This is a genomic window from Streptomyces sp. SID5469 (genome assembly GCF_009862865.1).
GTDB classification, from domain to species: domain Bacteria; phylum Actinomycetota; class Actinomycetes; order Streptomycetales; family Streptomycetaceae; genus Streptomyces; species Streptomyces avermitilis.
Genome location: NZ_WWIN01000001.1, coordinates 5,599,354 through 5,613,651, shown reverse-complemented (window position 1 = coordinate 5,613,651; position 14,298 = coordinate 5,599,354). Strand labels below are relative to the sequence as shown.

16 protein-coding genes are annotated in these 14,298 nt (G+C 70.9%); 8 read left to right on the top strand and 8 right to left on the bottom strand.

What is annotated here, in order from left to right:
- The first annotated feature begins 137 nt into the window (after window positions 1–137).
- The 4 genes from nhaA to GTY58_RS40845 all read left to right on the top strand — a co-directional run bounded on the left by nhaA (window position 138) and on the right by GTY58_RS40845 (window position 3,330).
- Complete coding sequence (nhaA, locus tag GTY58_RS24070; protein WP_010986022.1) at window positions 138–1,538, top strand: Na+/H+ antiporter NhaA; 1,401 nt, start codon at window positions 138–140, stop codon at window positions 1,536–1,538.
- Between the two features lie 43 nt (window positions 1,539–1,581).
- Window positions 1,582–2,058, top strand: coding sequence for a phage holin family protein (locus tag GTY58_RS24065; RefSeq protein ID WP_010986021.1), 477 nt, complete (start codon window positions 1,582–1,584; stop codon window positions 2,056–2,058).
- Window positions 2,055–3,005: an alpha/beta hydrolase gene (locus tag GTY58_RS24060; protein WP_010986020.1), complete on the top strand. Its 951-nt coding sequence runs from the start codon at window positions 2,055–2,057 to the stop codon at window positions 3,003–3,005. The genes GTY58_RS24065 and GTY58_RS24060 overlap by 4 nt, the downstream gene beginning before the upstream one ends.
- 145 nt (window positions 3,006–3,150) lie before the next feature.
- Window positions 3,151–3,330: a hypothetical protein gene (locus GTY58_RS40845; RefSeq protein WP_078234372.1), complete on the top strand. Its 180-nt coding sequence runs from the start codon at window positions 3,151–3,153 to the stop codon at window positions 3,328–3,330.
- A gap of 24 nt (window positions 3,331–3,354) precedes the next feature.
- Here GTY58_RS40845 and GTY58_RS24050 read toward each other — a convergent pair whose 3' ends face one another.
- The 3 genes from GTY58_RS24050 to nth all read right to left on the bottom strand — a co-directional run bounded on the left by GTY58_RS24050 (window position 3,355) and on the right by nth (window position 6,445).
- Complete coding sequence (locus GTY58_RS24050) at window positions 3,355–4,554, bottom strand: MarP family serine protease (RefSeq protein WP_010986019.1); 1,200 nt, start codon at window positions 4,552–4,554, stop codon at window positions 3,355–3,357.
- 120 nt (window positions 4,555–4,674) lie between these two features.
- The gene (locus GTY58_RS24045; RefSeq protein ID WP_171033224.1) at window positions 4,675–5,316 is read right to left on the bottom strand and encodes a CoA pyrophosphatase; all 642 of its coding nucleotides are present in this window, start codon (window positions 5,314–5,316) and stop codon (window positions 4,675–4,677) included.
- A 187-nt stretch (window positions 5,317–5,503) separates the two neighbouring features.
- Entirely contained in the window at window positions 5,504–6,445 is a 942-nt protein-coding gene (gene nth / locus GTY58_RS24040) for an endonuclease III (protein WP_244905200.1), read from the bottom strand.
- Between the two features lie 334 nt (window positions 6,446–6,779).
- Here nth and GTY58_RS24035 point away from each other — a divergent pair, with 334 nt between their 5' ends.
- Together GTY58_RS24035 and GTY58_RS24030 are read left to right on the top strand one after the other, a co-directional pair.
- Window positions 6,780–7,454 (top strand): Crp/Fnr family transcriptional regulator, encoded by a 675-nt coding sequence (locus GTY58_RS24035; protein WP_010986016.1) that lies wholly within the window; start codon window positions 6,780–6,782, stop codon window positions 7,452–7,454.
- 116 nt (window positions 7,455–7,570) lie between these two features.
- Window positions 7,571–8,392, top strand: coding sequence for a nucleotidyltransferase domain-containing protein (locus tag GTY58_RS24030; protein ID WP_037649121.1), 822 nt, complete (start codon window positions 7,571–7,573; stop codon window positions 8,390–8,392).
- Window positions 8,393–8,465: 73 nt separating this feature from the next.
- Here the strand turns inward: GTY58_RS24030 and GTY58_RS24025 are convergent, their stop codons facing one another.
- The 4 genes from GTY58_RS24025 to GTY58_RS24010 form a co-directional block, all read right to left on the bottom strand.
- A complete protein-coding gene (locus GTY58_RS24025; RefSeq protein ID WP_010986014.1) occupies window positions 8,466–9,296 on the bottom strand; it encodes an MBL fold metallo-hydrolase in 831 nt (276 codons plus the stop codon).
- Window positions 9,293–10,165, bottom strand: coding sequence for an NUDIX domain-containing protein (locus tag GTY58_RS24020; RefSeq protein ID WP_010986013.1), 873 nt, complete (start codon window positions 10,163–10,165; stop codon window positions 9,293–9,295). The genes GTY58_RS24025 and GTY58_RS24020 overlap by 4 nt, the downstream gene beginning before the upstream one ends.
- A 204-nt stretch (window positions 10,166–10,369) precedes the next feature.
- Entirely contained in the window at window positions 10,370–10,840 is a 471-nt protein-coding gene (locus tag GTY58_RS24015) for a RidA family protein (protein ID WP_010986012.1), read from the bottom strand.
- Complete coding sequence (locus GTY58_RS24010) at window positions 10,837–10,998, bottom strand: DUF4177 domain-containing protein (protein ID WP_010986011.1); 162 nt, start codon at window positions 10,996–10,998, stop codon at window positions 10,837–10,839. The genes GTY58_RS24015 and GTY58_RS24010 overlap by 4 nt, the downstream gene beginning before the upstream one ends.
- A 95-nt stretch (window positions 10,999–11,093) precedes the next feature.
- On the opposite strand from GTY58_RS24010, the gene GTY58_RS24005 reads away from it, so the two are divergent.
- Both GTY58_RS24005 and GTY58_RS24000 read left to right on the top strand, forming a co-directional pair.
- Window positions 11,094–12,071: an ArsA-related P-loop ATPase gene (locus GTY58_RS24005; protein WP_010986010.1), complete on the top strand. Its 978-nt coding sequence runs from the start codon at window positions 11,094–11,096 to the stop codon at window positions 12,069–12,071.
- Window positions 12,068–13,492, top strand: coding sequence for an ArsA family ATPase (locus GTY58_RS24000; RefSeq protein WP_010986009.1), 1,425 nt, complete (start codon window positions 12,068–12,070; stop codon window positions 13,490–13,492). Before GTY58_RS24005 ends, GTY58_RS24000 begins: the two co-directional genes overlap by 4 nt.
- 74 nt (window positions 13,493–13,566) lie before the next feature.
- Here the strand turns inward: GTY58_RS24000 and wblA are convergent, their stop codons facing one another.
- On the bottom strand, window positions 13,567–13,905 hold the full coding sequence (gene wblA, locus GTY58_RS23995; RefSeq protein ID WP_037649120.1) for a transcriptional regulator WblA: 339 nt from the start codon (window positions 13,903–13,905) through the stop codon (window positions 13,567–13,569).
- Between the last annotated feature and the right edge of the window lie 393 nt (window positions 13,906–14,298).

Genomic DNA, 14,298 nt, shown 5'->3' with positions numbered 1-14,298 from the left:
CGTGAAGCGAGATTTTCCCGTGTAATGATCGGTTAAACTGGCGACCTCAGGGTGTGCCGGGAAGTCTGGTCGGCAACGCCGTCGGCGATCCTTCGCGACGGCCGTCAGCAAGCCGTACCGACCCGGAGGTTCCCGCCGTGGCCGCCCCCCGCACCAGCACCCGCAAGTTCCTCGGACGGCTCTCGCTGCCCGAGCGGAACTTCGTCGCGGAGGCGCTGCGCACCGAGACCGTCGGCGGCGTCCTGCTCCTCCTCGCCGCGATCACCGCGCTGATCTGGGCGAACGTACCCGCGCTGCACCACAGCTACGAGAGCGTCAGCCACTTCCACTTCGGCCCCGCCCCCCTCGGCCTGGACCTCTCCGTCCAGCACTGGGCCGCCGACGGGCTGCTCGCGGTCTTCTTCTTCGTCGCCGGCATCGAACTCAAGCGCGAGCTGGTCGCAGGGGACCTCAAGGACCCCAAGGCGGCCGCGCTCCCCGTGGCCGCCGCCCTGTGCGGCATGGCCGTACCCGCGCTCGTCTACACCCTCACCAACCTCACCGGTGGCGGCTCCCTCCGCGGCTGGGCGGTACCCACGGCCACCGACATCGCCTTCGCGCTGGCCGTCCTCGCGGTCATCGGGACCTCGCTCCCGTCCGCGCTGCGCGCCTTCCTGCTCACCCTCGCCGTCGTCGACGACCTCTTCGCGATCCTGATCATCGCGGTCTTCTTCACCGCCGACCTGAACTTCGCCGCCCTCGCCGGCGCCGTGATCGGCCTCGCCGTCTTCTGGCTGCTGCTGCGCAAGGGCGTACGCGGCTGGTACGTGTACGTGCCGCTCGCGCTCGTCATCTGGGGGCTGATGTACAACAGCGGCATCCACGCCACCATCGCCGGTGTGGCGATGGGACTGATGCTGCGCTGCCACCGCCACCAGGGTGAGGAGCACGCTCCCGGTGAGCACATCGAGCATCTTGTACGCCCCCTGTCGGCCGGCCTGGCCGTGCCCCTGTTCGCCCTGTTCAGCGCGGGTGTCGTGATCTCCGGGGGTGCGCTCGGGGACGTGTTCACCAGGCCGGAGACCCTCGGGGTGGTCCTCGGGCTCGTCGTCGGCAAGGCGATCGGCATCTTCGGCGGAACGTGGCTGACGGCCCGCTTCACCCGCGCGTCGCTCAGCGACGACCTCGCCTGGCCCGACGTCTTCGCGGTGGCGTCGCTGGCCGGCATCGGCTTCACCGTCTCCCTGCTCATCGGCGAACTCGCGTTCGACGGTGATCCGGTGCTGACCGACGAGGTCAAGGCCGCCGTCCTCACCGGTTCCCTTCTGGCGGCGCTGATCGCGACGACGCTGCTGAAGCTGCGCAACGCCAAGTACCGTGCCCTGTGCGAGGACGAGGAGCGCGACGAGGACAGCGACGGCATCCCCGACATCTACGAGCAGGACAACCCGGCGTACCACCTGCGCATGGCCGAGATCTACGAGCGCAAGGCCGCCGAGCACCGAAGGCTTGCCGAAGTGACGGGCGGGGCAGGCGCGGAGAACGATGGTCCGGCATGATCTGACCAGACGGTACAAACACATGCAGAAAAGGGAGTCCGCGATGAGCGCACCCGACGGCAGCCCGGTCGGCGCCGAACGCAGCATCGGCCAGCTGGTCGCCTCGGCGACGACCGAGATGTCCGCACTGGTGCACGACGAGATCGCGCTGGCCAAGGCCCAGCTCAAACAGGACGTGAAGCGCGGCGCGGTCTCCGGTGGGGCCTTCTCGGCGGCCGGCGCGGTGCTGATCTTCTCCCTGCCGATGCTGAATTTCGCTCTGGCGTACGGCATCCGGACCTGGAGCAACTGGAATCTCGCGGTCTGCTTCCTGCTGTCCTTCGCCGCGAACGTGCTGGTCGCCGGCGCGCTGGCGCTGCTCGGCACGGTCTTCGCGAAGAAGGCCAAGAAGAGCCAGGGCCCGCAGAAGGTCGCCGCGTCGATGAAGGAGACGGCGGGCGTCCTCCAGCACGCCAAGCCGCACCCCCGGACCGCCCCGGTGAGTGACGCGGTCGAAGCTGTGGCACGCTCGTCCTCATGACGGACCCGGCCACCCCTTCGGCGCAATCCACCTCGGTCGTACGACTCGACCTCCCCGGCGGGCGCGAGGTGACCCACCGGGACGTCGCGGCGAACGGGGCGCGATTCCACATCGCGGAACTGGGCGACGGACCGCTGGTCCTGCTGCTGCACGGCTTCCCGCAGTTCTGGTGGTCCTGGCGCCACCAGCTGGTCGCGCTCGCCGACGCGGGCTTCCGCGCCGTCGCGATGGACCTGAGGGGCGTCGGCGGCAGCGACCGCACCCCGCGCGGCTACGACCCCGCCAACCTCGCACTCGACATCACCGGGGTCGTACGGTCCCTCGGCGAGCCCGACGCCGCGCTGGTCGGGCACGACCTGGGCGGATATCTCGCCTGGACGGCGGCCGTGATGCGCCCCAAGCTCGTACGACGCCTCGCGGTCGCCTCGATGCCGCACCCCCGGCGCTGGCGCTCGGCGATGCTCGCCGACGTCAAGCAGACGACCGCGGGTTCCTACATCTGGGGGTTCCAGCGCCCCTGGATCCCCGAGCGCCAACTCACCGCGGACGACGGCGCCCTGGTGGGCCGTCTGATCCGGGACTGGTCGGGCCCGCGTCTGCCGGACGACGAGGACGTCGAGACGTATCGGCGCGCGATGTGCATCCCGTCGACGGCGCACTGCTCGATCGAGCCGTACCGCTGGATGGTCCGCTCGATGGCCCGCCCTGACGGCATCCAGTTCAACCGGCGCATGAAGCGGCCGGTGCGGGTGCCGACACTCCATCTGCACGGCTCGCTGGACCCCGTGATGCGTACGCGCAGTGCGGCCGGTTCCGGGGAGTACGTCGAAGCCCCGTACCGCTGGCGGCTGTTCGACGGGCTGGGGCACTTCCCGCACGAAGAGGACCCGGTCGCCTTCTCCACCGAGCTGATCAACTGGCTGAAGGACCCCGAACCCGACCGGTGACCGCGCCAGGTCGGTGACCGCGCCGATACGCCCGGCGTCCGGGACGCGAACGCCTGTCCTACGAACGGCCACTTGCCTGCCGCATAGGCCAATTGGGGGCCGTGAGCGCGGTTATCGACCTTGGGGCAGGGGCAGACGTCGGGGTATGGGCTGGACGCACGACTACAGTGACGCAGCACGCAACCGCCGCTCGGCCACTGGTCCGAGCTCCCACCAGAGGGGCGCTCCGCAGCTGCCGGGCACGGACCCCAGGGTAGGGATCCCGCGCATTCTGCGCCGCCGGGCCCGCTGGGTCTCGGTTCGTCTGCGCCACCCTCGCGGCTGACACCTGCCGGCGGCTGCCCCAGACTCAGAGCGCGCAGCTGTCGCTGTCCACCTGCTGGTTGGCCCTACGCCCCTGGGTGATGTCCTTCTGGACCTCGTCCGCGGTGAGCGCGTACCCCGTGTTGGCGTCGTCGAGCGACTTCGCGAAGACCACGCCGTACACCTTGCCTTCGGGGGTGAGCAGCGGGCCGCCGGAGTTGCCCTGACGGACGGTCGCGTACAGCGAGTACACGTCGCGGCGCACGGTGCCGCGGTGGTAGATGTCCGGGCCGTTGGCCGTGATGCGGCCGCGCACGCGCGCGGGCTGGACGTTGTACGACCCGTTCTCCGGGAAGCCGGCGACGATCGCGCCGTTGCCGCTGGCCGCGTCCGTCGAAGTGAACTGCAGCGCGGGCGCCTTCAGGTTCGGCACGTCGAGTACGGCGATGTCGCGCCGCCAGTCGTAGAGGACGACCTTCGCGTCGTACTTCCTGCCCTCGCCGCCGATCTGGACGGTGGGCTCGTCGACCCCGCCGACCACGTGCGCGTTGGTCATCACCCGGCGGTTGCCGAAGACGAAGCCGGTGCCTTCGAGGACCTTGCCGCAGCTCTGCGCGGTGCCCATGACCTTGACGATGGACTTCTGCGCGCGCGTGGCGACCGGGCTCTTCGCGAGCGCCGGGTCGGGGGGCTGCACGTCGGTGATCGGCTCATTCGCGAACGGGCTGAAGACCTGCGGGAAGCCGTTCTGCGCGAGGACCGAGGAGAAGTCCGCGAACCATGTGTCGGCCTGGTTGGGCAGGGCCCGCGCCACGCCGAGGAGGACCTTGGAGCCCCGCACCTCCTTGCCGAGCGTCGGCAGCGTCGTACCGGCGAGGGCCGAGCCGATCAGCCAGGCGACCAGGAGCATCGCCACGACGTTGACGAGGGCGCCGCCGGTCGCGTCCAGGGCGCGGGCCGGCGACCAGGTGATGTACCGGCGCAGCTTGTTGCCGAGGTGGGTGGTGAGGGCCTGGCCGACGGAGGCACAGACGATCACCACGATGACCGCGACGACGGCGGCGGTCGTAGTGACCTTGGTGCCGTCGGTCGCCCAGCCCCAGATGAGGGGGAGCAGGTAGACCGCGACGAGGCCGCCGCCCAGGAAGCCGATCACCGACAGGATGCCGACGACGAAGCCCTGGCGATAGCCCACGATCGCGAACCACACTGCGGCGACCAGCAACAGGATGTCCAGCACGTTCACCGCTTCAAGCCTCGCCTCATCGCATTCCGGTCCCCGCCGTCCGGCCGGGGGCCCGGCCCGCCGCTCAGCGGCAAGAGGACACGGCGTCCCCCGGGAAAACACAGCACGGGTGCCACCCTGTCATGCGCGCCAGTCGAGCGGGACCTGCTTGTCGCGGTCCCAGGGGCGCTCCCAGCCCGCGTAGTGCAGCAGCCGGTCGATGACGCCTGCCGTGAAGCCCCACACCAGGGCCGATTCGACCAGAAATGCCGGACCTCTGTGGCCGCTGGGGTGCACGGTGGTGGCGCGGTTGGCGGGGTCCGTGAGATCCGCCACGGGGACCGTGAAGACGCGCGCCGTCTCGTTCGGATCGACCACTCCGACCGGCGTGGGGCGGCGCCACCAGCCCAGCACCGGGGTGACGACGAACTCGCTCACCGGGATGTACAGCTTGGGGAGCACGCCGAAGAGCTGGACGCCGCTCGGGTCGAGCCCGGTCTCCTCCTCGGCCTCGCGCAGAGCGGCCCGCAGCGGCCCGTCGGCCCCCGGGTCGCCGTCCTCGGGGTCGAGGGCACCGCCGGGGAAGGACGGCTGGCCGGCGTGCGAGCGCAGCGAGCCGGCGCGCTCCATGAGCAACAGCTCGGGGCCGCGGTCGCCCTCGCCGAACAGGATGAGTACGGCGGACTGGCGTCCCGCGCCGTCCTTGGGCGGCAGGAAGCGGCTCAGCTGGAGCGGCTCCACCGTCTCGGCGGCCCGCACGACCGGATCGAGCCAGTCGGGCATACCGTCCTTGCGCAGCGCCACCTGGCCGTCCTCGCCGAACGCGGCCCGCCCGTCACCGCCGAGCGCAGCCCGCCCGTCGCCGCTCAGCGCTGCCCTGCTGTCCTGCGCGTTGCTCGCGTGCGTCATCGCCACCCCCGTTCTGCTGTTCCCAACGCCTGCCGGTCCGCGGATCGTTCCACGCGCGCCCTCATGGGGTGCCCTGGGGCGCTCCCAGGGGCGGCGCCGGGATGCCGCCCGCGTCCAGGTACGCCTGTGGGGGATTGAGCCGCTGGCCGGGGAAGCCGCCCTTCTCGTACTTCAGGAGCTTCTTCGCCTTCTCGGGGTCGGTCTCGCCCTCCCCGTACGCCGGGCAGAGCGGGGCGATGGGGCAGGCCCCGCAGGCCGGCTTGCGGGCGTGACAGATGCGGCGGCCGTGGAAGATCACATGGTGCGAGAGCATCGTCCACTCGCTCTTCGGGAAGAGCGCGCCGACGGCCGCCTCGATCTTGTCCGGATCCTTCTCGTCGGTCCACTGCCAGCGGCGGACGAGCCGCTGGAAATGGGTGTCCACGGTGATGCCGGGCCGCCCGAAGGCGTTGCCGAGCACCACGAAGGCCGTCTTGCGTCCTACGCCGGGCAGCTTGACGAGATCTTCGAGGCGCCCGGGGACCTCGCCGCCGAACTCCTCCACGAGGGCCTTGGACAGCCCTATGACCGACTTGGTCTTGGCCCGGAAGAAGCCGGTGGGCCGGAGGATCTCCTCGACCTCCTCGGGGTTGGCCGCGGCCAGGTCCTCCGGGGTCGGGTACTTGGCGAACAGCGCCGGCGTCGTCTGGTTCACCCGCAGGTCGGTGGTCTGCGCGGACAGGACGGTCGCCAAGATCAGCTGGAAGGAGTTCTCGAAGTCCAACTCCGGGTGTGCGTACGGGTACACCTCGGCGAGCTCGCGGTTGATCCGGCGGGCGCGGCGGACGAGGGCGGTGCGCGACTCGTTCCTGGGCGGCTTGGCGGCGGACTTGGGCGGCTTGGCGGCCACGGACTTGGGCGCCTTGGCGACGGGGTCCGCGGACGCGTCCTTCTTCACGGCCGTCGTCGCCTTCTTGGCCGCCTTCTTGACTGTCTTCCGGGCTGCCTTCTTCACCGGCGCCACCTCTGGAGCTTCTGCCGCTTTTGTCGTTTTATTCGTTCCACCCGTGACCTGTTCGCCCACAGCGGAATCGCGACGTACTACCACCCGCCCAGCCCCCTTGGCCTGTGCTCTCACCGGCGATTTGGACACCCGGCCAGCCTAAAGCCCTGCACCGACATCCGCCCCGGACCCTGAAGATCAGCCCCCAATTGGCCCCCTGCCGCACTGCCCCGCACGACCGTGCGGCAGACTTGTGACTGATCACACTGTTTGGACCGTCCAGCAAAATGGGGAACACGGTCCCCTGGTAACGGGGGAGCAAGATCCCCTGAGCAGGTCGACAAGGAGAGAACTCGTGGACGACGTTCTGCGGCGCGCCCCGCTCTTCGCGGCGCTCGATGACGAGCAGGCCGCGGAGCTCCGCGCCTCCATGAGTGAGGTGACCCTCGCGCGCGGCGACGCCCTGTTCCATGAGGGCGACCCCGGTGACCGGCTGTATGTGGTCACCGAGGGCAAGGTCAAGCTCCACCGCACATCCCCCGACGGCCGCGAGAACATGCTCGCCGTCCTCGGCCCCGGCGAGCTGATCGGCGAGCTGTCGCTGTTCGACCCGGGTCCGCGCACGGCCACGGCCACCGCGCTGACCGAGGTCAAGCTGCTCGGCCTCGGCCACGGCGACCTCCAGCCCTGGCTGAACGTGCGCCCCGAGGTGGCCGCCGCCCTGCTGCGCGCCGTCGCCCGGCGCCTGCGCAAGACCAACGACCAGATGTCCGACCTGGTCTTCTCGGACGTGCCCGGCCGGGTCGCGCGCGCCCTGCTCGACCTCTCACGCCGCTTCGGCGTGCAGTCCGAGGAAGGCATCCACGTGGTGCACGACCTCACACAGGAGGAGCTGGCCCAGCTGGTCGGCGCGTCCCGCGAGACGGTCAACAAGGCCCTCGCGGACTTCGCGGGCCGCGGCTGGCTGCGCCTGGAGGCGCGCGCCGTGATCCTGCTGGACGTGGAGCGCCTCGCGAAGCGCTCGCGCTGACGCCGTACGCCGATGGGGCCTCGCCGTTGAACCGGCGGGGCCCCATCGGCGTACCTTCTGGCGTGCTGATCCAAAAATCATCTGCCACCACGCTCCTGTCGGGGCACAGTGGGCGCATGGCCGGACAGGGGCACCACGGAGGGCTCGACGCCCAGGGATACATCGAACGCGAGGGTTCGCTCGGCCGGATCCAGGAGACGTTCTGGCCCGTGGTCGCCGCGGCGCGCGACCGGCTGACGGACGTCTTCGGGGCGCGCATGACGAGCGCGTACCTCTACGGGTCGATTCCGCGCGGCACCGCGCGCGTGGGGCGCAGTGATCTCGATCTGCTCCTCGTCCTGCGCGACGAGCCCACCGAGGCGGACCGGGCGGAGGCGCGTGCGCTCGGTGACTCGCTCGACAAGGAGTTCCCGGGGATCGACGGCGTCGGAACGCTCCTGGTCAGCCGTACGCGGACGCTGAGCGCCCTGGAGACGTACGACCTCGGCTGGTTCGTCGCCTGCCTCTGCACGCCCCTGCTGGGCGAGGACCTGGCCGAGTTCCTGCCCCGCTACCGCCCCGACTCCCACCTCGCCCGCGAGACGAACGGCGACCTCGCGCTCCACCTGTCGCGCTGGCGCGAGCGGATCGCCGGGACGGCCGACACGGACGAGGCCCGCCGCCCGCTTGTCCGCTTCATGTCCCGCCACCTGGTCCGCACCGGCTTCACGCTCGTCATGCCCCGCTGGAACGGCTGGACCAGCGATCTCGGGGAGATGGCCGAGGCGTTCGCCGAGTACTACCCGGAGCGGGCGGGGCAGCTGCGGGAGGCGGCGCTGCTCGGATACGACCCGACCGGCGACCCCACCGTCCTCCGTCGGTACGTCGACGATCTGGGCCCCTGGCTGGCCGAGGAGTACGCGCGCGTGCACGGCGTGAAGGAGCCACGCCCGGACTAGGGCCGGTGCGGCCGCCTGATCCACGTGATCCACGTGATCCATGTGACAGGCGTGCCCTACTGGCAGGCGGGCCTTAGATGAGGCCGTGCTCCCGGAGGTAGTCCATCTGGGCTCGTACGGAGAGCTCGGCTGCCGGCCACAGGGAGCGGTCGACGTCCGCGTACACGTGGGCGACGACCTCGGCAGGCGCCCGGTAGCCGTTCTCGACCGCCGTCTCCACCTGGGCCAGCCGGTGGGCTCTGTGGGCGAGGTAGAACTCGACGGCGCCCTGGGCGTCGTCCAGGACGGGCCCGTGGCCGGGCAGGACGGTGTGCACGCCGTCGTCGACGGTCAGGGAGCGCAGCCGCCGCAGGGAGTCCAGATAGTCGCCCAGCCGGCCGTCGGGGTGCGCCACGACGGTCGTACCGCGCCCCAGGACGGTGTCACCGGTCAGGACGGCCCGGTCGGCGGGCAGATGGAAGCACAGGGAGTCACTGGTGTGGCCGGGCGTCGGGACGACCCGCAGTTCCAGACCCCCCACGGTGACGACGTCGCCGGGCGCCAGCCCTTCGTCGCCGAGCCGCAGCGCCGGATCGAGCGCACGCACGTTCGTCCCGGTCAGCTCGGCGAACCGCGCGGCCCCCTCCGCGTGATCCGGGTGCCCGTGCGTGAGCAGGGTCAGCGCGATCCGCCGGCCGGCCCGCTCGGCCGTGTCGACGACGTTCCGCAGGTGTACGTCGTCCAGGGGGCCGGGGTCGATCACGACCGCGAGCTCGGAGTCGGGCTCGGCGACGATCCACGTGTTGGTGCCGTCCAGGGTCATCGCGGAGGCGTTGGGCGCGAGGACGTTGACGGCGCGCCGGGTGGCGGGGCCCGAGAGGACTCCGCCGCGTGGCTGGCCGGGAAGGGCTGCTGCGTCCGTCATGCGGGGGCTCCACCGGTCGGGATGTGCTTGGTGAACTCGTCGTGGCCGGGCCAGGACAGGACGACCTCCCCGTCCGCCAGACGCGCCTTGGCCAGCACCGGCGTCAGGTCGCGGGCCGGGGCGGCGGCGAGGACGTCGGCGGCGGCGGCGGCGTACGGGAGGAGCTGACGCAGGGTCGCGACGGTGGGCGGCATCATCAGCAGCTCGCCCTTGTCGTACCCGTCCGCCGCGTCCGCCGGCCGGATCCACACCGTACGGTCGGCCTCCGTGGAGGCGTTGCGGGTGCGCTGTCCTTCGGGGAGGGCGGCCACGAAGAACCAGGTGTCGTAGCGGCGGGGCTCGAACTCGGGGGTGATCCAGCGGGTCCAGGCGCCCAGCAGGTCCGACCGCAGCACGAGCCCCCTGCGGTCGAGGAACTCGGCGAAGGACAGGTCACGGGCGACCAGGGCCGCCCGGTCCGCCTCCCAGTCGTCCCCCGTGGTGTCGCCGACGACGGTGTCCGGCGTGGGCCCGGCGAGCAGGACGCCCGCCTCCTCGTACGTCTCCCGTACGGCCGCGCAGACGATGGCCTGCGCGGAGGTCTCGTCGACACCGAGTCTGTTCGCCCACCACGCGCGCGTGGGGCCCGCCCAGCGGACCTGGCGCTCGTCGTCGCGGGGGTCCACACCGCCACCCGGGTACGCGTACGCGCCTCCGGCGAAGGCCATGGAGGTGCGGCGGCGCAGCATGTGGACGACGGGGGCGCGGTCGGTGTCCTTGAGCAGGATGACGGTGGCCGCCCGCTTGGGGGCGACAGGGGTGAGGGCGCCTTCCGCCAGCGCACGGATGCGGACCGGCCACTCCGGTGGATACCACTGCCCATTCACCATGGCCGGAGGCTATCCCGTACCGGGCGGATGTTCGAGAGCCCCCGGACGATCAGTCGCCGGGAGCCGGGGCCGGCCGGGGTGGGTCCACCCGCCGGCGCGGGCAGGATGCCGCCCGCGCCCCCCCCCGGCAGCGCGACCACCCGCAGGTGGGGCGGCGGGCGGAGCCCACCCGCACGGCCCCGGCCCCCGCCACCCGGCGGCGCACTACGCCTCCGTGAGCTCCACCTGGATCTCGACCTCGACCGGCGCGTCCAGCGGCAGCACCGTCACGCCGACCGCGCTCCGCGCGTGCACGCCCTTGTCGCCGAGCACCGCGCCGAGCAGCTCGCTCGCGCCGTTCAAGACAGCCGGCTGCCCGGTGAAGTCCGAGGCCGATGCCACGAACCCGACGACCTTCACGACACGCGCGATGCGGTCGAGGTCGCCCGTCACCGACTTCACCGCGGCCAGCGCGTTCAACGCGCAGGTGCGGGCCAGGTCCTTCGCCTCCTCCGGCGTGACCTCGGCGCCCACCTTGCCGGTGACCGGAAGCTTGCCCTCCACCATCGGCAGCTGGCCGGCGGTGTACACGTACACGCCGGACTGCACAGCGGGCTGGTACGCGGCCAGCGGCGGCACGACCGCGGGCAGCGTCAGCCCGAGTTCCGCCAGCTTCGCCTCGACTGCCCCGCTCATGCCTGCCTCTCGCGCTTCAGGTAGGCCACCAGCTGCTCGGGGTTGTTCGGCCCGGGCACGACCTGGACGAGCTCCCAGCCGTCCTCGCCCCAGGTGTCCAGAATCTGCTTCGTGGCGTGGACGAGCAGCGGCACGGTTGCGTATTCCCACTTGGTCATGTGACCGACTGTAGCCGCTGTCGTGGACGGCCTTCCGCGCACGTTGTCCACAGCCTCCTGCGTAGGCCGCGCACAGACTGGTTAGGCTCGAAGACGTGAGCAGGCTCCAGGTCGTCAGTGGCAAGGGCGGTACCGGCAAGACCACGGTCGCCGCATCCCTCGCGCTCGCCCTCGCGACCGAGGGCAAACGCACCCTCTTGGTCGAGGTCGAGGGCAGACAGGGCATCGCGCAGCTCTTCGAGACGCAGGCGTTGCCCTACGAGGAACGGAAAATCGCGGTCGCTCCGGGCGGCGGGGAGGTGTACGCACTTGCCATCGACCCCGAGCTGGCACTCCTCGACTACCTCCAGATGTTCTACAAACTGGGCAGCGCGGGCCGCGCCTTGAAGAAGCTCGGCGCCATCGACTTCGCCACCACCGTCGCGCCCGGACTGCGCGACGTACTCCTCACGGGCAAGGCCTGCGAGGCCGTGCGCCGCAAGGACAAGAGCGGACGTTTCGCCTACGACTACGTCGTCATGGACGCGCCGCCCACGGGCCGCATCACCCGCTTCCTCAACGTGAACGACGAGGTGGCCGGCCTCGCGAAGATCGGTCCGATACACAACCAGGCCCAGGCCGTCATGCGTGTACTCAAGTCGCCCGAGACGGCGGTCCACTTGGTGACGCTCCTGGAGGAGATGCCCGTCCAGGAGACCGCGGACGGCATCGCGGAGCTGCGGGCGGCGAAGCTGCCGGTGGGCCGGATCATCGTGAACATGGTGCGGCCCGCGGTCCTGGACCAGGCGGACCTGGAGCTGGCGCACACCACGCCCCGTACGGCCATCGCCAAGTCGCTCTCCGCCGCCGGCCTCGGTGGCGCCCGGCGCGGCGGGCTCGCGGAGCGGCTGGTGGACCCGCTGCTCAGGCAGGCCGAGGAGTACGCCGAGCGGTTCGCGTTGGAGCGCGAGCAGCGGGCGGTGCTCACGGAGCAGGAGCTGCCGCTGCACGAACTGCCACTGCTCGCCGAGGGAATGGACCTGGCGGGCCTGTACGAGCTCGCCAAGGAACTGCGGACCCAAGGGATCTCATGAGTCTGGACCCGGCCCACACGCCCGACCCGGCCCACCCCCACGACCAGGAAGCGGCCCACGCCGAGGACCCGGCGCGCGCGATCGGCTCCGCCCGCCTCCTGGACGTCGACCCCCTGCTGGACGACCCGGGCACCCGCATCGTGGTGTGCTGCGGCTCGGGCGGCGTCGGCAAGACGACCACGGCGGCGGCCCTGGGGCTGCGGGCCGCCGAGCGCGGCCGCAAGGTGGTCGTCCTGACCATCGACCCGGCGCGCCGGCTCGCCCAGTCCATGGGCATCGACTCGCTCGACAACATCCCGCGGCGGGTGAAGGGCATCGACGACTCCGCGAGCGGCGAACTGCACGCCATGATGCTCGACATGAAGCGCACCTTCGACGAGATCGTCGAGGCGCACGCGGACCGCGAGCGGGCGGCCGCCATCCTGAGCAACCCCTTCTACCAGTCGCTCTCGGCGGGCTTCGCGGGCACGCAGGAGTACATGGCGATGGAGAAGCTGGGGCAGCTGCGCGCGCGTGACGAGTGGGACCTGATCATCGTCGACACGCCGCCCTCGCGCTCGGCGCTGGACTTCCTGGATGCCCCGAAGCGGCTCGGCTCCTTTCTGGACGGCAAGCTGATCCGGCTGCTGACGGCCCCCGCGAAGCTGGGCGGCCGGGCGGGGATGAAGTTCCTGAACGTCGGTATGTCGATGATGACCGGCACGCTCGGAAAGCTGCTCGGCGGTCAGCTCCTCAAGGACGTACAGACGTTCGTGGCCGCGATGGACACGACGTTCGGCGGCTTTCGCACGCGCGCGGACGCGACGTACAAGCTGCTTCAGGCGCCCGGTACGGCGTTCCTGGTGGTGGCCGCCCCGGAGCGGGACGCGCTGCGCGAGGCCGCGTACTTCGTGGAGCGGCTGGCCGCCGAGGACATGCCGCTCGCCGGTCTCGTCCTCAACCGGGTCCACGGCAGCGGAGCCGCTCAGCTGTCCGCCGAGCGGGCGCTCGCCGCCGCGGAAAACCTGGACCTCGCCGCCGATCCCGGCAGCACGGAAAATCTTGAGGAGTCCCGCATTGTCGATCAGGAGGGCGGGAAAGCTGGACTTCGTAACTCTCCCGACACGTACGGAAGTTCAGAATCACCCGCTGACCTGACTCCCGCTGACCAGACTCCCGCTTCCTCCGAGGGCTCCCCCGCCACGGACGGAGCAGTCGAACAACTCACCGCAGGCCTGCTGATACTGCACGCCGAGCGCATGCAACTGCTCTCCCGCGAGCAGCGCACACGTGACCGCTTCGCCGCGCTCCACCCCGAGGTGGCCGTGGCCGAAGTGGCCGCGCTGCCCGGTGACGTCCACGACCTCACGGGACTGCGGGACATCGGGGACCGGCTCGCGGCCAACCGGCCGGAGCTGCCCACATCCCCTGGCGGTGCGTGAGGATCCCCTGGCGGTGCCTGGGGATCCGATGACAGTGCCCGGGGATCCGACGGCGGTGCTTGGGGGGGACTCCCTCAGCCCACCGCCGCGTAGTTCTCGTACACCTCTTCCTCGTCGAGGGGCAGCAGACCCGCGCCGCGCTCGTACTCCGTACGCGCGGTCTCCAGCAGGTGACGCCACGAGGTGACGGTGGGCCGCCTGCGCAGCAGCGCGCGGCGCTCCCGTTCCGTCATGCCACCCCACACGCCGAATTCGACGCGGTTGTCGAGCGCATCGGCGAGGCACTCCGTGCGCACCGGACATCCGGTGCACACTGCCTTGGCCCTGTTCTGCGCTGCTCCTTGAACGAACAGTTCATCCGGATCGGTAGTGCGGCAGGCCGCCTGCGCACTCCAGTCGGTTACCCAGCCCATACCGGCGCCGTCCTCTCCCGAATCGAGGCTCCCCCACGGCGGCAGCGGCATATTCACCGCCGCCAGTTGAGGACGTTACGGAAGGTGGGCACAGCGCAACACCCCCTTCGGGCCCAATCTTGAATGGCCCGAACGGACTATGCGTAAGCGGCAGATCACCCGGGGGAGTGAGCTGGCGACATATGCGACTCTCCCGGCGAACCGGGGCAGTTCAGTTGAGTCACAACGGACGTCCGGTGACACACGAGGCGGATTCGGACACGCCCTCAACAAAAAAGTTGGTGGAACACCGGAACGATTCGGCGTCGCCGACCGTATTTGATACAAGGCCCTACTGCTGTGACAGTTGGGAGCAGCTTAGGCCAAGGCATATACGCGTGTCCGGCGAATGAG